Source organism: Sulfitobacter sp. THAF37, assembly GCF_009363555.1.
Lineage (GTDB): Bacteria > Pseudomonadota > Alphaproteobacteria > Rhodobacterales > Rhodobacteraceae > Sulfitobacter.
This window is the reverse complement of the sequence record NZ_CP045372.1, coordinates 365,534-382,158: the sequence shown is the minus strand read 5'-3', so window position 1 is coordinate 382,158 and position 16,625 is coordinate 365,534. Positions and strand designations below refer to the sequence as shown.

The following is a 16,625-nucleotide window of genomic DNA, read 5'->3' as shown; positions in this document are numbered from 1 at the left end:
GGGGGCGGGCGGCAAGGTGGGGATTTAGCTTGGCCCGGGCAGGGCGTAGGATACGGGCATGGAATCATCCGGGTATCATCACGACCTCGCGCTGCTGGAGTGGCAGATCGAACTTGGCGCCGCCGAGGCCATCGGCGACGGGCCGGTCAACCGCTACGAGGTGCCCGCGACGATGGAGAAGCCGAAGGCGGCTCAGCCGGCGCCCCCGGTGGCGGGTGCTACTGCCGCTCCGGCGGCGAAGGTCGATCCCGTGGCGGTGGCGGAACAGGCCGCCGCCGGGGCCGCGACGCTGGAGGACCTGCGCGCGGCGATGGCGGCGTTCGAGCATTGCGAGCTGAAGAAGGGCGCGCGCAATCTTGTCTTCAGCGACGGGATACCGGGTGCGCGGGTCATGCTGGTGGGCGAGGCGCCGGGCCGGGACGAGGACCGGGCGGGCAAGCCCTTTGTCGGCAAGGCGGGACAGCTGCTGGACCGGATGCTGGCGGCCATCGACATGGGCCGCGACCGGGCGGATGCGCCGGTCTACATCACCAATGTCCTGCCCTGGCGGCCGCCGCAGAATCGCGACCCCAAGCCGGTCGAGATTGCGATGATGAAACCCTTTCTGCTGCGCCACATCGCACTGGCACAGCCGCAGGTGCTGGTGATCGTCGGCAACTGGTCCTGCCAGGCGCTGCTGGGCAAACGTGGCATCACCCGGTTGCGCGGCGCATGGACAGAGGCCGCCGGGTTGCCTGCGCTGCCGATTTTCCATCCCGCCTACCTGCTGCGCTCGCCCGAGTTCAAACGCGAGGCCTGGGCTGACCTGCTGTCGCTGAAGGCGAAGCTGGCGGATGGTTGATCCCTTGACCCTGCTGGCGTTTGTGCCCGCCGCGCTGGCGCTGAACCTGACGCCGGGGGCGGACATGATGTTCTGCCTTGGCCAGGGGCTGCGGTCCGGACCCAGAGCTGCCGGGGCGGCGAGCGCGGGCATTTCCGCAGCCTGCATGGTGCATGTGATGCTGGCGGGGCTGGGGCTGGGGGCGGTTATGGCCGCCTTGCCCTGGGCGCTTGAGGTGATCCGCTGGATCGGCGTCGCCTATTTGTTGTGGCTGGCTGTGCAGACCCTGCGGCACAGCCAGACGGCACGGGACAATGCGCGCGCCTTTGGCGTCTGGCAGGCGTTCCGCACCGGGTTCTACGTGAACCTGAGCAATCCCAAGGTGATCCTCTTTGTGCTGGCTTTCGTGCCGCAGTTCGTGCGCCCCGATGCGGGACCCGTGCTGGGGCAATTCCTTGTCTTCGGTGCGGTGCTGGGACTGGGCGGGTTTGTGATCAACGCGGGCGTTGGCGTTTTCGCGGGCACGCTGGGCCGCAGGCTGGCACGCGGGGGGCGGGCGCTGGGCTATCTCAGCGCGGGCATCTTTGTCGCGCTGGCGGCGCGGCTGGCAATAATGGAGCGGGTATGAGCCGGATCGACGACAGCAAGGCATTCATCCCGGTACGCATCGCGGTGATGACGGTATCGGATACGCGGACGCTGGCCGAAGACCGGTCGGGTGACGTGCTGGTTGGCCGGATCGAGGCCGCGGGGCATCTGGTGGCGGACCGCCGGATCATCCGCGACGAGCGGGCCGAGATCGCGGACCAGCTGCGCGCCTGGTGCGCGGACGAAAAGGTGGATGTCGTGATCAGCACCGGGGGCACGGGGCTGACCGGTCGCGACGTGACGGTGGAGGCGCACCGCGACGTCTATGAAAAGGAGATCGACGCCTTCGGCACGGTCTTTACCATCGTGTCGATGAACAAGATCGGCACCTCCGCCGTGCAGAGCCGTGCCACCGCAGGGGTGGCGAACGGCACTTACCTGTTTGCGCTGCCCGGCTCTCCCGGGGCCTGCAAGGACGCCTGGGACGAGATACTGGTCCGGCAGCTGGACTACCGCCACCGCCCCTGCAATTTCGTCGAGATCATGCCAAGGCTGGACGAGCACCAGCGCCGGAAGTGACGCGGCGCGGCGGAGTTTTGCAAAACTCCGGTGAAATTCTTTTGAAAGAATTTCCGCGACAGGGTCAGAAGGTCTGGTCGTAGTCACCCACGCCGGGTTCGGTGCGGATCACGTCGTCCAGCTCGGCAAAAATGCGGCGCAATTCGTCTTCGGAGTCGGGGCTTTCGCAGACCACGACCAGGTTCGGCGTGTTCGACGATGCCCGCACCAGTCCCCAGGCGCCGTTGTCCAGGATCACCCGTGCGCCGTTCACCGTGACCACCTGATCCACCTTGCGGCCCGCCAGCACGTCCAGGGTCGTCAGTTTCTGCACGATCCGGTCGAGAATTTCGTATTTCTCTGTGTCCGGGGCAAAGGGTGACATGGTTGGCGTGGCCCAGGTCCGGGGCAGGGCGCGGCGCAGGTCCGACATGGACTTTTCGGGGTTGCGGTCCATCAGCTTGCAGATTTCCACCGCCACCCGCATGCCGCAGTCGTAGCCGCGCCCGATCGGTTCGGCCAGAAAGTAATGCCCCGATTTTTCGAAACCGGCCAGCGCGCCAAGCTCCTTGACCCGGCGTTTCATGTGGCTGTGGCCGGTCTTCCAGTAGTCCGCCTTGATCCCGTGTTTCAGCAATTCGGGGTCCGAGGCGAACAGGCCGGTGGATTTCACATCCGCCACAAAGGTCGCGCCGGGATGCAGGCTGGCCAGGTCGCGGGCCAGGATCACCCCGACCTTGTCGGCAAAGATCTCTTCGCCTTCGTCGTCGACCACGCCGCAGCGGTCGCCGTCGCCGTCGAACCCCAGCGCCAGGTCCGCACCCGAGGCTTTGACCGATGCGGCCATGTCATGCAGCATTTCCATCGCTTCGGGGTTCGGATTGTAATGCGGAAACGTATAATCGAGCCGGTTGTGGCTTTCTACGACCTCCACGCCCATGCGGCGGAAGAGTTCGGGCGCAAAGGCCGAGGCGGTGCCGTTGCCGGTGGCGCAGACCACCTTGAGCGGTCGGGTCATCTTGAAGTCGCCCACAAGGTCGTCGAGATAGGCCTCGCGCACGCCGTGGACGAATTCGTAACCGCCGCCGTCGCGCGGTTGGCCTTCGCCGTTCAGCACGATGTCGCGCAGCTCGCTCATCTCGTCCGGGCCGTGGGTCAGTGGCCGTTCAAAGCCCATCTTGACCCCGGTCCAGCCGTTGGGGTTGTGGCTGGCCGTGATCATGGCCACGGCAGGGGCGTTCAGGTGGAACTGGGCGAAATAGGCCATGGGCGACAGCGCCGGGCCGATGTCGCGCACCTGGATGCCCGCCTGCATCAGGCCCAGCATCAGCGCGTTCTTGATCGACAGGGAATAGTCCCGATAGTCGTTGCCGACCGCGATCACCGGTTCGATCCCGCGGCGGTGCATCTGGGTCCCGAGACCAAGGCCAAGGGCCGTGACGCCCGGCAGGTTGATGTCGTCAGGGTATTTCCAGCGCGCGTCGTATTCGCGAAAACCGGTGGGCGCGATCATCGCGTCGCGCAGGAATTCCCAGGTGTTGGGTGTGACTGTGGGGGCAGGGCGAGACATGGTTCAGATCGCCACCGGATTGTCTTTGGCCAGCGCGTCGAACCGCATCAGCGTCTGGATCAGCGCCGGCATCTGGTCGAGGTAGACCATGTTCGGCCCATCGCTGGGGGCGTTGTCGGGGTCTTCGTGGGTTTCCAGGAACACCGCCGCCACACCGATGGCCACCGCCGCCCGCGCCAGTACCGGCGCGAATTCGCGCTGCCCGCCCGATGACGTGCCCTTGCCGCCCGGAGAGGCCACGGCATGGGTTGCATCCATCACCACCGGATAGCCCGTCTGCGCCATCTGGGGCAGGCCGCGCATGTCGGTAACAAGCGTGTTGTAGCCAAAGGAGGTCCCGCGTTCGGTCAGCAGGATCTTCTCGTTTCCGGTCGATCTGATCTTGTCGACGATATTGCCCATCTCCCACGGGGCGAGCCACTGGCCCTTTTTGACGTTCACCGCCTTGCCGGTCTTTCCGGCGGCCAGCAGCATGTCGGTCTGGCGGCAGAGAAAGGCTGGGATCTGCAGGATGTCCACGACCGACCCCGCGACTTCGCATTGGTCTTCGGAGTGAACGTCGGTCAGCACCGGAACTTTGTTGGCGCGCGCGACCGATTCCAGTACCTTCAGCCCCCGGTCGATGCCCAGCCCCCGTTTGCCCGAAAGCGATGTGCGGTTCGCCTTGTCGTAGCTGGCCTTGAACACGTATTGCGCACCGGCCGCGGCGCAGGCGTCTTTCATTTTGCCCGCGATCATCTGGGCGTGATCCTCGGATTCCAGCTGGCAGGGGCCCGCAATGACCGTAAGGGGCCGGTCATTGCCGATTAGAAGGTCGCCGATCTGGACGTGGGTCATGAAGTTACCTGTTCTCTGAGGATCGCTGCTGTCAGGGACAGCATGAGGTAGATGCCTGCAAAGATCAGGAATGCCAAGATCGTGTTCTCGAATTTGCGCGGATAGGTGGGTTCCTGCGGGGCAACGGGTTCGACCGCGACCGTCAGGTAGCGCACCTGGCGATTGGCCTCGGAGCGCGCCGCCTCCAGCCCGGTCTGCGCCAGTTGCAGGTTGGCGTCCGCCGCGACGAGGTCGGCCTGGGCCAGTTGCAGTTCGACCGCTTTCTTCGCCAGTGAATTTTCGCCCTGGGTGGCAGAGTTCAGCCTGTCGTTCAGCTTGTCCAGCTGGTCCTTGATGCGCCGCACGTCCCCCTGCGCGCCGTCCACCTTGGCCCTGTTGGGCCGGACGTTGTCCAGCAGCGCGGCCAGTTCCAGTTCCTTTTCGATCAGCAGCCCCTCGTAGGTGGTGATCTGGCTGCGGATCGCGACGATCTCGGCCTCGGGGTCGACGCCGTTCTGCACCTGCAGCTCGATCAACCGCTGCTGCACCTCGCGGCGATTCTGTTGCGCCAGGTCCAGCCCTTCGACCGCGTCTGCCATCCCGTCCTCGCGCTTTTTCTTGGACAGGTTGTTCACGCGTTCCTCGGCATATTCCAGCAGGTGGCGCGAAAAGTCGGTCGAAACCTCCGGATCGGCGGCCACAACTTCCATGCGGATCACGCCTTCGGTCGGGTCATAGCCGATCTTCACGTTCTTCTTGTAGATCTTGTAGGCTTCCTCGTTCGTGGCGTCTTCGGTCAGACGCTGGATCGGATCAATATCCTCGTCCGAGAAGTGGGCCTTGAAGCCGACGTCCTGGTCCAGGCGCAGCATGGCATCCTTGGACTGCAGGTAGGCCTGGGTTGCGATGCTGTCCTGCGAGTTTGCGAATTGCGTGGGCAGCAGCCCGCCAAACGGACTGGTGCTGGTGCCTTCGGACTGGATCAGCATGAACTGGCTGTTGGTCGCGTACATCGGGGTCGCGACCTTGTAGAAATAATAGCCTGCGGCAAAGGCGGGCAGCATGACGAAGAACGCCAGCCGCACGATGAGCAGCCCCAGCTTGCGGCGGCGGCGGCGCGAAATGTCGCGCTGAATGTCGCCGATTTCGCGCTGGCGGCGTTCAGCGGGGCTGAGTTCGGTCGAGGGCAGGTTGATCCCGCCGCCCGCCGGCACGGTCTGAGGCAGTTGCACCCTGCCGTGTCCGGCACCGCCCTGTTGCGCGGGCAGTTGTGCCATCATGTCGCCTGGCGCGCCGTCGCGATGTTCACCGCCTGCCTGCGGCACGACGAGTTCCAGCATGTTGGACCGCTGAAAGGGGTCGATCCCGCGCGCCCGCAGCAGGCGCACCGCATCGAAATCCGACGTCGGGGCGAGCCCGTGCTTCTGTGCCACCCGCCGCGCCATGCGCAGCTGACGACCTGTCAGCCCCTCGCGCCGGATGGCATCCATGTCCTGTTCGCCCGCGACTTCGCTGGCCGAAGACACCTCTCCGCTGCGCGCCGTCTCGGCGGTCGCGGGTTCGGCTGTCCCGGCACTGGCGGGGCGCTGGGGCGCCGGATCGGCATCCGGCACGGGGCGCGGCCCGCCCGGACGCTCGGGCGTGGTGTCGCGGGGCCGCGCGTCGGGCTGACGCAGCGGAACCGGTTCAGCCTCCCGCTCGGCGCTGTTCCGGGCGGCGGCGGCCAGGGACTGGGGCGCGGGCGGGGGGCTCCGCTTGATGCGGAATTTACGAGCCTTGGGTTTCGTAGTCATAGAGCTGTTTCGCTTCTTCCAAGGTATCAAACATGTACAACTGGCCATTCAGAAGGACGGCGGCCGAACGGGCGAACTTCTCAAGCGTCTGCGCCTGGTGCGAGACGATGATGATCGTGGTGGTGCGCAGGCGTTCCTGCAGGATATCACCCGCCTTGCGGTTGAACTCAACATCCGTTGTGGCAGGCATGCCCTCGTCGATCAGATACATGTCGAAATCGAGCGCCAGCATCAGCGCAAAGGAAAACCGCGACCGCATGCCCGCGGAATAGGTGCCCAGCGGTTGGTCGAAATACTCGCCCAGACCGCACAGCCAGCGGCAGAAGCTTTCCACGTAGTCGGGGTCGAGCCCGTAAAGCCGCGCGATGTAGCGGGCGTTTTCCATGGCCGAAACCTTGGTCACGACACCGCCCATGAAACCCAGCGGGAACGAGATGTTGCAGCCGCGCCTGATCTCGCCCTCGTCGGGCTTTTCCAGGCCTGCCATCATGTTGATCAGGGTTGTCTTGCCGGTGCCATTGGGCGCCAGAATGCCCAGCGACCGCCCCAGATCCACCTTGAAGGACACCCGGTCGAGGATGACCTTGTGCTGGGATCCGGTCCAGAAGGACTTGGATACGTTCTCGAATTCAAGCATGCCTGTGTCGCTCGCGGTGACTTGTTCCGGTCGGGGTGCCCGTTATCCGTGGCTTGGCGGCAGGTCTACTGCCCAACTTTGTCCACATTATGTCTCATTGGGAAACAAATGTACAACGTCGCGCTGGCGTTTGGGGAACGGTCAGTGACCGATCAGGCAGGGGGCCGCGCAGGCCCGGTCGATGCTTTCCAGTTCGAGCGTCGTGTGATGGAGATGGTGGATTTCCGCCAGCCGAACCTTGACCGCATCGCGGGTGGCCTCTGCGGGGGCGCCGGGTTCCAGCACAAGGTGGGCGTCGAGCGCGGTTTCATGCTCGCCCATCATCCACAGGTGGACATGGTGCGTGCTGGCCACGCCGGGGGTCGCCCTGACGGTCTCGATCACAGTGGCGGTTTCAAGGCCGGGCGGGCTGGCCAGCATCAGGATACGCATCACGGCTGGCATCTCGCGTGCCGATTGCCAGAGGATGTAGCCCGCGATCAACAGGGTTGCCGCCGGATCGACCCATGTCCAGCCGAAGAGGATCACCAGCGTTCCCGCTGCGATCACCGCGACGGACCCCAGCGCATCGGCCACGTTATGCAGAAAGGCCGCGCGGATGTTCACGCTGCTCTTCGACATGGCGTAGGTCAGCGCGGCTGTCGCCAGGTCGATCACCAGGGCGATCCCGGCCACGACGACGATGATCCAGCCTGCCACCGGGGCGGGGTCGAAGAACCGCATTATCGCCTCAAAGACAAGGTACAGCCCGATCACGATCAGGGTGGTGTAGTTGACCAGCGCGGCGATGGCTTCGATCCGGCCATAGCCGAAGGTCATCTGTGCATCCGCCGGGCGGCGGGCGATCTTGCGCGCGCCGAAGGCGATGATCAGCGCGATGGCGTCCGAGAAATTGTGCAGCGCATCGGCGATCAGTGACAGGCTGCCCGCGATGACGCCGCCGACGATCTGCGCCAGGGTCAGCGCCATGTTCAGCGCGATGGCAAAGGCGACCTTGGCGTCGCCCGCTTCGGGGTCGATGTGGTGATGATGGTCGTGCGGCATGGTCTTTTGTCCGTATCGGGAGGGACTGCAGTGCCTGCAACCCCGCTTGGGATGCGATGTCGGCGTCAGGCCACGGCTTGCCAGGTCAGCCCCGCGATGATCGCACCGATCAGGGCAAAGCCGATGTAGGCGGCAAAGACCCGCGGCTTGACCAGCGCCCAGACCGCGATGGCCGCCGGGATGCAGCTGACCCCGCCCGCGATGACAAAGGACATCGCGGCACCCTGCGTCATGCCCTGCGCCAGCAGCGCGTCCACCAGCGGCACGGCGGCATACCCGTTCAGGTAGGCCGGGGCCCCCACCAGCGCGCCCAGCAGGATCGGCATCAGGCCCGTGCCGCCCAGCACCCCGGCGATCCAATCGGCGGGGACATAGGTCAGCATCAGGGCTTCGACCACATAGGCCAGGCTCAGCCATTTGGTCAGGAACAATGCATTGTCGATCGCGGTCTCCCTGAAGACCTCGTTGCGGTCGCTGTCGTGCCAGAAGCGCCAGGCCGGTTGGCCGGAGAAGGGTTTCTTGACCCCGCAACAGCCGCCCACGGCGGGGCGTTCGCGCAGCGGGTCGGCAAAGAGCGGCGTGTTGGCCGCCAGCATGACGCCGAAGCCGCCGAACATGCCGATGCCGATGGCGGCCAGTGTCTTGGCAAGGGCGAAGTCCCAGCCCAGCGTGCCCGATGTGATGGCGAACATCGCCGGGTCCATAAGAGGCGAGGCGAGCCAGAAGGCCATGACCGCACCCAGCGGCGCGCCGACTGCCAGCAGGGCGGCGATGAAGGGGATGACCTCGCAGGAGCAGAAAGGCGACAGGCCGCCCAGCAGCGCCGCCATGACGATCATCCGCGCCGGGTTGCCCTCGAACGCGCGGGCAAGCAGGTTTTCCGCGCCGCTGGCCTTGAGATAGGCCACCGCCAGCACGGCAAAGGCGATAAAGGGCGCGGTGTGGATCAGCGCCGTGCCCGCGAAGATCACCGTCGGGCCGAACTGGGGCAGGTCGAAGAGGCCGACCCCGACGAGGATCGCGGCGGTAACGGCCCAGGCACCGGGGCGCCAGCGTGCCAGGTTCGCCGTCAGGCCGCGGGGAGATTGCGTTGTTTCAGCCATGATCGTGGTCCTCGCAGGGGGCTGCGGCATCGGCGCAGCATTCGGTCAGCAGGAAATGCGCCAGCGCCTGGACGTCGTCATAGGCCACGGCGGCGCAGATGGTGGAACGCCCCGCCCGCGTCTGCTTGACCAGGTTGGCGGCGGCGAGCAGTTTGAGGTGGTGGGTCAGGGTGGAGCCCGTGACCCCGGTGCGTTCCCCCAGTGCCCCGATGCTCAGCCCGTCGGGGCCCGCGCGCACCAGGGTGCGCAGCACCGACAGGCGCTGTTCGGAGCCGAGAGCGGCAAAGCTGGCGGCGGCCAGCGTCAGGGGCGGGGTGCTGCGGGAATCGGTTTTCATATTTCTAGAAATATAGAAATCATTTCGGGGTGCAACCTTTATTTCTAACTTTATCGAAATGTGGAAAGCCGGTCTTTTGTGTATTTGAAGAACAATGAAACCGGGGGTTGGCAGGGCGGGCAGGCGGTGTATCTGAAGGGCATGGCGGACATGCGCGATGATCTGAGGGCCTGCCGCATCTGCGCGGAACGCTTTGCGGCGACCGCGACGGGCCATGCACCCAACCCGGTGGTGTGGTTCGCGCCGGGTGCGCGTATCCTGATTGCCAGCCAGGCGCCGGGGCTGCGGGTGCACGAAGCCAATACGCCGTTCTGGGATGCCTCCGGCAGGCGCCTGCGCGACTGGCTGGGACTGGAGGAGGCGCGGTTCTATGACCGCAGCAAGGTGGCGATCATCCCGATGGCCTTTTGTTTTCCGGGCTATGATGCCAAGGGCAGCGATTTGCCGCCGCCTCCGGTCTGCGCGCGGACCTGGCGGGAACGGGCGCTGGAGGTGGTGCCGGACATCCGTCTGACGGTGTTGATCGGCGGACATGCCATGCGGTATCACCTGCCGCAGTTCAAGACCGTGACGCAGGCCGTGGCGGGCTGGCGGGACCATCCGCCGGGTCTGTTTGCCTTGCCTCATCCGTCCTGGCGCAATACCGGGTGGCTGAAGAAAAACCCGTGGTTCGAGGTCGAGGTGTTGCCCCGGCTGCGGGCCGCCGTCGCAGAGGTGCTGAATGACTGATACGACCCCGCTGGATACTGCCCATGCCGCCATGATGGCGGCGGAGGATGACGACGCCGCCCGGCTGCGCTTTTACGAGCGGATCGCGGATGTGGAGTTGTACCTGCTTCTGGAAGCGGAGCCGGAGGGGGATCAGGTCAACCCGGTGTTGCTGGACGACGCCTATGTGCTGGTCTTTGACCGTCCCGCGCGGCTGGGGAGCTATGTGGGCGCGCCTGCGCCCTACGTGGCGCTGTCGGGGCGGGCCATCGCGGGGATGCTGGCGGACCAGCCGCTGGGCATGGCGGTCAACCTCGGGGTTGCGCCCTCCGAGATCCTGCTGCCCGCCGATGCCGTTGCCTGGCTGCGCGAGACGCTGAGCCATGCGCCGGGCGAGGTCGAGGCCCGCATTGAGCGTATAATGCCGCCCAAGGGGCTGCCCGAGACCTTGATCGCGGCCATCGACGCCAAGCTGGCCACTGCCACGGCCATGGCGGCAGGGGCTTTTCTAGTGGGGGTGGAATACGCCGGGGGCGGGCGTGGGCACATGCTGGGCTTTGTCGGGGCGATCCCGCGTGCGCAGGATGCGCTGGTGCGCGCCGCGTCAGAGGCGCTGACATTCTCGGGGATCGAGGCAGGGGCGATGGACGTGGGTTTCTTCGCCCCCTCCGACCCGGTGGTGGCGAAACTGGCAAAGGTGGGGTTGCGGTTCGACCTGCCGCAGGGGGAGGCTTTGCAACAAACGCCACGTATGCCGCCGGGGTCGGACCCGGCAAAGCCGCCCATCTTGAAATAATCGGCGGGCATGATCACGGGATCGGTGGGGCGGAGTCACACCGCCGCGAGGTCACGGGGTTGTGGGATGCCAGGTTGGGCGGCGCTGCATAGGCTTTCTTTACAGCAACACTTGGAAGGAAGACCATCATGACCAGATTTGCGCTGACCCTCGCCGCGGCCGCCACCGCGCTGAGCTTTGCCGGCCAGGGGTTCGCCGGTGAGCAATATGTGGACGGGACCGGCTTTGCCGTCTCGGGCTACGATGTGGTTGCCTATTTCGATCTGCCGCAGAATGCCGTGGGGGCGGATCAGCCTGCCGCGGTGCCGGGCAGGGCGGAGATCACGGCGGACTACAACGGCGCCACCTTTGCCTTTGCCACGGAGCAGAACCGCGACACTTTTCTCGCCGATCCGGCGAAATACGTGCCGCAGTACGACGGCCATTGCGCTTATGGCGTGGCCAAGGGGGGCAAGGTGCCGGGCAATCCGAACCTGTGGCGTATTGTGGACGGCAAGTTGTATCTCAACATAACCGAAAATGTGGTGAGCTTCTGGGAGGAAGACATTCCGGGCAATATTGATCTGGCGCAGAACAACTGGGTCTCGATCGAGCCGGAAGACCGCTCCACCAGCCCGATCCCGAAATTCACCTCTTCCGCCCCGGTGAAATGACGCGGTATCCCGGACCCACAGGCAACGCGCCGCGAAAGGACCCGCCGCACGTCACGCGGCGGGTTCTTGTGTTTGGCGGGCTCGTGCTTGGCGGGGCGGCGGTGCTGGGGGGCGGCGTCTTTGCCGCGCGCTGGTACAATATCGGGTCTGCGCCGGGCGACGGTGCATTGACCGCGCCAGAGGCATTTCGGCGGGCAGAGGCGGGGGAGATCCTGCTTGTGGACATTCGCAGGCCGGACGAATGGGCCGCGACAGGCGTGCCGCGCGGCGCGGTGCCGCTGGACATGCGGCGCGCGGATTTCAGCGCGACGCTGAGCGCGGCACTCGGGGGCGACAGAACGCGCCCGGTCGCGTTGATCTGCGCCCGGGGGGTGCGATCATCCCGGATGGCGGACAGGATGGGCAAAGCGGGGTTCACCACGGTTCTCGACGTGCCCGAAGGCCTGCTGGGGTCGGGGGCGGGGCCGGGCTGGCTGAACCGGGGGTTGCCTGTCGAACTTCCGTAAACCGCGCGGGCTTATTCCGCCGCGATCCCTTCGGACCCAAGCAGCTGCGATCTGATCCGCATGCGGGCCTGGCGCGCCCGGCCAACGATTGCGGGTTCGCGCAGGGTGTTGGGGCTTTCCATCCGCAATCCGTGGCTGGCGCGGTTCGCCAGGTTCACGCTCGACAGGGCCGAGAGCGGCACGGCCATCACCAGGCTGAAGACGATGGGCACCAGCCAGAGCGACACAAGCCCAGCGGCAAGCCCCGACAGCAGCAGAAGGCCCAGCAGGGTTTCGAGCCAGTGGAAGCTGATCAGCATGCGCAGCGGATAGCCGGTGCCCCCGCGCGCCTGCGGTGCCCAGGCTTCGGTCCGGGTCAGAACGGCATTCAGCACCGCCTTGGTCTGCTGGATCATCAGGATCGGGGCATAGGCCACCGAAAGCGCGACCTCGACGAGAAACGACGTGAAAAAGGCCCGCTTTCCGCCGTAGACCGTGACGGCCTTGGGGGAAAAGGCGATGATCCCGGCGCCGGCCAGCTTGGGGGTCAGCAGCATGGCGTACATGATGACCAGGAAAACCGCGCTGTCGATATGGCTCATTGCCGGGGGCCAGTCCGGGAAATACGGATTGGCCTGATTGAAATAGCGCACCACGTTGGTGTCGGCATCCTTGCCCAGCAGCGACCAGAACACCAACAGGACGAACCACGCGGGGGACAGCAGATAGGCCACCGCACCGTGAAAGAGGTGGAACCGCGAAACGGGGTGCAGGCCGGCGGTGCCGAGCAGACGCAGGTGCTGCAAGTTCCCGCGGCACCAGCGCCGGTCGCGCACCACATAGTCGATCAGCGTGCCGGGGGTTTCCTCGAAACTGCCGGTGACACGGGGCAGGAAGCGCACCCTCCAGCCCGCGCGTCGCAGCAGGCCCGCCTCGACGAAATCGTGGCTCAGGATCAGGTCGTCGCGTCCGCCGGATGTCAGATGCGGCAGGCCCGCGCTTTCCGCGAAGGCGCGGGTGCGGATGATCGCGTTGTGGCCCCAGTAATTGCCCTCGTTCCGGGCCCAGAGCGCGAGCCCCTCGGCCAGCAGCCAGCCGTAGGCAATGTTGGAGAACTGCTGCACGCGGGCGAACAGCGTTTCCGCGCCGATCAGCATCGGGAAGGTCTGGATCAGCCCCGCGTCGGGATCGGCGGACAGCTCGCTTGCCAGTCGGTCGATGGCCCTGCCGGTCATCAGGCTGTCGGCGTCGAGGACGATCATGCCCTCATAGGCTGCGCCCCAGCCGGTGATCCAATCCATCAGGTTGCCGACCTTCTTGTCCGTGTTGGCGGCGCGGCGGCGGTAATGGACGGCCATGCCGTCGGGCGCTTCGGCGCGCAACCGTTCAAAAGCCAGCCGTTCCTTGGCGGCGATGACCTCGTCGCGGGTGTCGGACAGGATGAAGAGGGAATAGCGGTGTGCGCCTTTGCGGCGGTGCAGGTCCGCCAGCATGGCGGTGGCATTGCCGAACACGTCCCAGGGCACCTCGTTGTAGATCGGCACCAACAGGGCGATGTCCAGCGGTGCGACGTCACCGGGCGCGCGTTCATCGGCCCGTTGCCGCGCCAGCAGACCCGCGATGGCCACGCCGACGGTGCTGACCGACAGAGTGACCCACACGAACGTCGCGCCGATCATGCCAAGCAGCGCCCACTCCAGCCAGGTCATACCGGCTGCCGCGAACCAGCCATAGAGCAGATAGACCAGCAGCCCGGTCCCGATCAGGGCGGGGCCGAAGACGCCCAGACGCCACAAGAAGGGATGCGATTGCGTGGCCACCGTCCGCCGCGCGGGTGCGGAGGCTAAATCCTGCGTCTGCATGGACAGCGGCGCGCGCGCGGGCATGGCGGCCGGGGGCAGTGTTTCAGGTGTCATGATGCGGTCCATCGGTACAGCCAGACTTCACTCAAAGGTTCATCCCCAAGACGCAGCTGGACACGGCACTCGGCAATGTTCACATCCTGAGGTTGAAACGTGAACGCCAGCCGGGGCCCATTGGTTTCGGGGTTTCGTTGCAGGGTGCCGGGTGTCAGCGGAACTTCGCCGCCGCGCAGCACGATTTCGATTTCAGACAGATCTTCGGGCACGTCGGGACCGTCGGCAAAGTCGATGACGACGACCAGCCCGCCCTCCATCCGGCCTCCGATGGCGGTGTTCAGCACCTTGACCGGCACATCGGCGGTCACGGCGACCGGGTCGGCCCCCCAGTGCATGGTATAGCTCATCCGGTGTTCGGCCCCCGCGGGCAGCGGCGTCGCCGGTCGCCAGAAGCTGACGATGTTGTCATAGATCTCAAGGTCGGCGGGGATTTCGACCAGTGTGACCGCCCCGGGGCCCCAGTCTTCGCCCGGTGTGATCCAGACGGCGGGGCGGTTGTGGTACAGCGCCTCAAGGTCGTTGAAATCCGAGAACTCCCGCTTGCGCTGAAGCAGCCCGAAACCGCGCGGGTTGTTGTCGACAAAGCTGCTGATCTGCAACGACAGCGGGTTGGACAGGGGCCGCCAGATGACCTCGCCGCCGCCGTTGTGCATCAGCAGACCGTCGCTGTCGTGGACCGCCGGTCGGAAGTCGGAAAACCGCTGGCGCATGGTGTCGTCGAACAGGAACATGGAGGTCAGCGGCGCGATGCCCAGATGGGTCAGCTCCTTGCGGGCAAAGAGCGTCGCGCGGACCTTCATCTGAAGGACCGGCCCATGCGTGATGTCGAACCGGTAGGCCCCCGTGCAGGACGGGCTGTCGAGCAGCGCGTGCAGGACGATGTTGGTGCTGTCCGCCGCCGGGCGTTCCAGCCAGAAGGCCGTGAAATCGGGAAACTCCTCGCCCTCGGGGTCGCCGGTCTTGAGCGCGAGGCCCCGCGCCGACAGGCCGTAGGTTTCGCCCGTGCCGATGCCCCGGAAATAGCTGGCCCCCTGAAACACCGCGTATTCCTGGAAAATGCCCTGTTTCTCCAGCTCTGAGCGCAGACGCAGGCCGGAATAACCCAGGGTGTCGTCAACCGGCAGATCGGGGAACTGGTCCGTGGTGTCAAAGACCGCCATGTCGAAGGCGACCGGTCGCGCCATCCCGTCCTCGACCACATGCATCGCGACGGCCTGTGGAAAGTAGAGACCCGGCGGAAACACATCCACCCGCTGCGGCGCGTCGGAGCCCTCCCAGAGGGCATTGCGCCCGTCGAACCAGATCTGGCGGTACTGATCGTAGCTGATGTTGCGCCAGGCTTCGGGGATCATCGGGCGGGGCGCATAGGGTTTCCCGGCCAGAATGCGGGCGCGGTTGGTCACGGTATCCGGGCCGAAAGGCGCGGCGTGCTCGCCCAGGCTCAGGCCCGGCTCTCCCTCTGCCCAGGCGCTGCCGGGGAGGGCGGCCAGAGCGGCGAGACTTTTCAGAACATCGCGGCGGATCATAACGCGCTCCTTTTCTGGCGCCAGGGCTGCGATTTGAACCAGCCCGCGCCATAGGCGACGGCAACCAGCAGCACACAGCCAAAGAGGTTGACGGCGAGTGTGGTGAAGACATCACGCCCGATCACGTCCATGACGAAGCCGAGAATGCGCGCCAGGAACATGCTGAAGACAAAGACGGCGAGGCTTTGCTGTCCGACCTTGAGGATCACCGTCACCAGCCCTTCCCACAGCCGCGACAGCCCGCCGGTGCCGCGTGCCAGCAGGTTGTTGCCCTGGTCCCCTGCCAGGACCCAGAACACGTAGGCGAGGCTGAGGAAATGGACATACCGCAGAATCGCGAAGTCGGATTTGTCGAACAGGGCCGCGTTGGCCGCGCGCCAGTCGGCGGCCCAGTCAAGGTTCAGCACCCGGACGCCGATGTTCGACAGCGGGATGTTAGCGAGGACAAGGAAAGCCGCCAGCGCAAAGAGCGCGGCGCTGACGGGCGGTTTCGGCAGCCAGCCCCCCATGAAGGCGAAGCCGGTAAAAAAGATCAGCTGCCAGCCGAAGGGGTTGAAGAACCAGTTGCGGTCCGTCCAGGGTTCCGCGGGCAGCTCAAGGTGCCATGCCCCCAGGCCCAGCGTCTGCAGCAGGGCGTCCTGCGACAGAAGCCAGGTCGCGACAACAAAGCCCGCGACCAGCCGCAGATCGACCTTGGCGAGGGCCATGATCACCGGCATCAGCAGCAGCACGATCATGTACATCGGCAGGATGTCAAAGTAGTTCGGCATATAGCTCAGCGTCATGAACGACAGCAGGATGTTGGGGTTTTCCCACTTGTCGCTTTCCACGAACACCGGCCAGAGGTTCAGCTGCCCCCAGTAGTTCTGGCCGGTGATGTCGAGGTCGGTCAGGTAGACCGTCATGGCCAGCGTCGCCACGAACAGCCCCACATGCGCCCAGTAGACCTGCCAGACCCGGAACAGCACCCGCGCCGTCCCAAGCACCCAGCCGACGCGGGCAAAGGCGCCGCCAAATGCGATCGCCGAGGCCATGCCGGAGCAGAACACGAAGATTTCGGTCGCGTCGGAAAACCCCCAGCGCGCGGGGATCCAGAGTGTCACCAGGTTGCCGGGGGTATGGGCAAACAGGATGATGAACATCGCGACGCCGCGGAAGAAATCGAGACGCAGGTCCCGGACCCGCGTAGGTGAGGTGGCGCCCAGTGCGGTGACAGGGCGGGAAGGAACTTGGCTGGTGTCGGCAATCGTCATTTCTGAATGCGGTCTCGAT

At 65.6% G+C, this 16,625-nt stretch carries 17 protein-coding genes; 7 read left to right on the top strand and 10 right to left on the bottom strand.

Translation table 11 applies throughout. The features are described from left to right. Positions 1 to 58: 58 nt before the first annotated feature. Genes FIU94_RS01910 through moaB form a run of 3 tightly spaced genes read left to right on the top strand, consistent with a single transcriptional unit; the run spans position 59 to position 1,987 of the window. Positions 59 to 841 (top strand): uracil-DNA glycosylase family protein, encoded by a 783-nt coding sequence (locus FIU94_RS01910; protein WP_152464175.1) that lies wholly within the window; start codon positions 59 to 61, stop codon positions 839 to 841. Beyond that, positions 834 to 1,448, top strand: coding sequence for a LysE family translocator (locus tag FIU94_RS01905; protein ID WP_152464174.1), 615 nt, complete (start codon positions 834 to 836; stop codon positions 1,446 to 1,448). The genes FIU94_RS01910 and FIU94_RS01905 overlap by 8 nt, the downstream gene beginning before the upstream one ends. After that, a complete protein-coding gene (gene moaB, locus FIU94_RS01900; RefSeq protein WP_152464173.1) occupies positions 1,445 to 1,987 on the top strand; it encodes a molybdenum cofactor biosynthesis protein B in 543 nt (180 codons plus the stop codon). Before FIU94_RS01905 ends, moaB begins: the two co-directional genes overlap by 4 nt. A 64-nt stretch (positions 1,988 to 2,051) precedes the next feature. On the opposite strand, the gene FIU94_RS01895 is transcribed toward moaB, so the two are convergent. The 7 genes from FIU94_RS01895 to FIU94_RS01865 form a co-directional block, all read right to left on the bottom strand. Continuing rightward, positions 2,052 to 3,536 (bottom strand): phosphomannomutase/phosphoglucomutase, encoded by a 1,485-nt coding sequence (locus tag FIU94_RS01895; protein WP_152464172.1) that lies wholly within the window; start codon positions 3,534 to 3,536, stop codon positions 2,052 to 2,054. A 3-nt stretch (positions 3,537 to 3,539) separates the two neighbouring features. Continuing rightward, on the bottom strand, positions 3,540 to 4,373 hold the full coding sequence (kdsA, locus tag FIU94_RS01890; protein WP_152464171.1) for a 3-deoxy-8-phosphooctulonate synthase: 834 nt from the start codon (positions 4,371 to 4,373) through the stop codon (positions 3,540 to 3,542). After that, a complete protein-coding gene (locus FIU94_RS01885) occupies positions 4,370 to 6,145 on the bottom strand; it encodes a capsule biosynthesis protein (protein WP_152464170.1) in 1,776 nt (591 codons plus the stop codon). The genes kdsA and FIU94_RS01885 overlap by 4 nt, the downstream gene beginning before the upstream one ends. Next, entirely contained in the window at positions 6,120 to 6,782 is a 663-nt protein-coding gene (locus FIU94_RS01880; RefSeq protein WP_152464169.1) for an ABC transporter ATP-binding protein, read from the bottom strand. Before FIU94_RS01880 ends, FIU94_RS01885 begins: the two co-directional genes overlap by 26 nt. 141 nt (positions 6,783 to 6,923) lie before the next feature. Beyond that, entirely contained in the window at positions 6,924 to 7,826 is a 903-nt protein-coding gene (locus FIU94_RS01875) for a cation diffusion facilitator family transporter (RefSeq protein WP_152464168.1), read from the bottom strand. A gap of 65 nt (positions 7,827 to 7,891) precedes the next feature. Next, positions 7,892 to 8,929 (bottom strand): permease, encoded by a 1,038-nt coding sequence (locus FIU94_RS01870; RefSeq protein ID WP_152464167.1) that lies wholly within the window; start codon positions 8,927 to 8,929, stop codon positions 7,892 to 7,894. Further along, positions 8,922 to 9,266 (bottom strand): helix-turn-helix transcriptional regulator, encoded by a 345-nt coding sequence (locus tag FIU94_RS01865; protein WP_152464166.1) that lies wholly within the window; start codon positions 9,264 to 9,266, stop codon positions 8,922 to 8,924. The genes FIU94_RS01870 and FIU94_RS01865 overlap by 8 nt, the downstream gene beginning before the upstream one ends. Before the next feature lie 141 nt (positions 9,267 to 9,407). Here FIU94_RS01865 and FIU94_RS01860 point away from each other — a divergent pair, with 141 nt between their 5' ends. The 4 genes from FIU94_RS01860 to FIU94_RS01845 all read left to right on the top strand — a co-directional run bounded on the left by FIU94_RS01860 (position 9,408) and on the right by FIU94_RS01845 (position 11,929). Continuing rightward, positions 9,408 to 9,995: a uracil-DNA glycosylase family protein gene (locus FIU94_RS01860; protein ID WP_152466916.1), complete on the top strand. Its 588-nt coding sequence runs from the start codon at positions 9,408 to 9,410 to the stop codon at positions 9,993 to 9,995. Then, entirely contained in the window at positions 9,988 to 10,770 is a 783-nt protein-coding gene (locus FIU94_RS01855; RefSeq protein ID WP_152464165.1) for an SseB family protein, read from the top strand. Before FIU94_RS01860 ends, FIU94_RS01855 begins: the two co-directional genes overlap by 8 nt. A gap of 128 nt (positions 10,771 to 10,898) precedes the next feature. Then, positions 10,899 to 11,423 (top strand): YHS domain-containing (seleno)protein, encoded by a 525-nt coding sequence (locus FIU94_RS01850; RefSeq protein WP_152464164.1) that lies wholly within the window; start codon positions 10,899 to 10,901, stop codon positions 11,421 to 11,423. Beyond that, the gene (locus tag FIU94_RS01845; protein WP_152464163.1) at positions 11,420 to 11,929 is read left to right on the top strand and encodes a rhodanese-like domain-containing protein; all 510 of its coding nucleotides are present in this window, start codon (positions 11,420 to 11,422) and stop codon (positions 11,927 to 11,929) included. The genes FIU94_RS01850 and FIU94_RS01845 overlap by 4 nt, the downstream gene beginning before the upstream one ends. Positions 11,930 to 11,940: 11 nt before the next feature. Here the strand turns inward: FIU94_RS01845 and mdoH are convergent, their stop codons facing one another. From mdoH to FIU94_RS01830, 3 genes are read right to left on the bottom strand one after another with little or no spacing between them, the layout of a single operon-like run. After that, entirely contained in the window at positions 11,941 to 13,824 is a 1,884-nt protein-coding gene (gene mdoH, locus FIU94_RS01840; RefSeq protein ID WP_254702590.1) for a glucans biosynthesis glucosyltransferase MdoH, read from the bottom strand. Continuing rightward, on the bottom strand, positions 13,821 to 15,353 hold the full coding sequence (locus tag FIU94_RS01835) for a glucan biosynthesis protein (RefSeq protein ID WP_152464161.1): 1,533 nt from the start codon (positions 15,351 to 15,353) through the stop codon (positions 13,821 to 13,823). Before FIU94_RS01835 ends, mdoH begins: the two co-directional genes overlap by 4 nt. Beyond that, a complete protein-coding gene (locus FIU94_RS01830) occupies positions 15,350 to 16,606 on the bottom strand; it encodes an OpgC family protein (RefSeq protein ID WP_152464160.1) in 1,257 nt (418 codons plus the stop codon). The genes FIU94_RS01835 and FIU94_RS01830 overlap by 4 nt, the downstream gene beginning before the upstream one ends. Positions 16,607 to 16,625 lie beyond the last annotated feature (19 nt).

Excerpts from the sequence above, each read along its gene's own strand:
- kdsA (WP_152464171.1), bottom strand. The coding sequence starts at position 4,373 with ATGACCCACGTCCAGATCGGCGACCTTCTAATCGGCAATGACCGGCCC.
- FIU94_RS01835 (WP_152464161.1), bottom strand. The coding sequence starts at position 15,353 with ATGATCCGCCGCGATGTTCTGAAAAGTCTCGCCGCTCTGGCCGCCCTC.
- FIU94_RS01850 (WP_152464164.1), top strand. The coding sequence starts at position 10,899 with ATGACCAGATTTGCGCTGACCCTCGCCGCGGCCGCCACCGCGCTGAGC.
- moaB (WP_152464173.1), top strand. The coding sequence starts at position 1,445 with ATGAGCCGGATCGACGACAGCAAGGCATTCATCCCGGTACGCATCGCG.
- FIU94_RS01865 (WP_152464166.1), bottom strand. The coding sequence starts at position 9,266 with ATGAAAACCGATTCCCGCAGCACCCCGCCCCTGACGCTGGCCGCCGCC.
- FIU94_RS01855 (WP_152464165.1), top strand. The coding sequence starts at position 9,988 with ATGACTGATACGACCCCGCTGGATACTGCCCATGCCGCCATGATGGCG.
- FIU94_RS01910 (WP_152464175.1), top strand. The coding sequence starts at position 59 with ATGGAATCATCCGGGTATCATCACGACCTCGCGCTGCTGGAGTGGCAG.
- FIU94_RS01870 (WP_152464167.1), bottom strand. The coding sequence starts at position 8,929 with ATGGCTGAAACAACGCAATCTCCCCGCGGCCTGACGGCGAACCTGGCA.
- FIU94_RS01885 (WP_152464170.1), bottom strand. The coding sequence starts at position 6,145 with ATGACTACGAAACCCAAGGCTCGTAAATTCCGCATCAAGCGGAGCCCC.
- FIU94_RS01875 (WP_152464168.1), bottom strand. The coding sequence starts at position 7,826 with ATGCCGCACGACCATCATCACCACATCGACCCCGAAGCGGGCGACGCC.
- FIU94_RS01830 (WP_152464160.1), bottom strand. The coding sequence starts at position 16,606 with ATGACGATTGCCGACACCAGCCAAGTTCCTTCCCGCCCTGTCACCGCA.
- FIU94_RS01845 (WP_152464163.1), top strand. The coding sequence starts at position 11,420 with ATGACGCGGTATCCCGGACCCACAGGCAACGCGCCGCGAAAGGACCCG.
- FIU94_RS01905 (WP_152464174.1), top strand. The coding sequence starts at position 834 with ATGGTTGATCCCTTGACCCTGCTGGCGTTTGTGCCCGCCGCGCTGGCG.
- mdoH (WP_254702590.1), bottom strand. The coding sequence starts at position 13,824 with ATGACACCTGAAACACTGCCCCCGGCCGCCATGCCCGCGCGCGCGCCG.
- FIU94_RS01880 (WP_152464169.1), bottom strand. The coding sequence starts at position 6,782 with ATGCTTGAATTCGAGAACGTATCCAAGTCCTTCTGGACCGGATCCCAG.
- FIU94_RS01895 (WP_152464172.1), bottom strand. The coding sequence starts at position 3,536 with ATGTCTCGCCCTGCCCCCACAGTCACACCCAACACCTGGGAATTCCTG.
- FIU94_RS01860 (WP_152466916.1), top strand. The coding sequence starts at position 9,408 with ATGGCGGACATGCGCGATGATCTGAGGGCCTGCCGCATCTGCGCGGAA.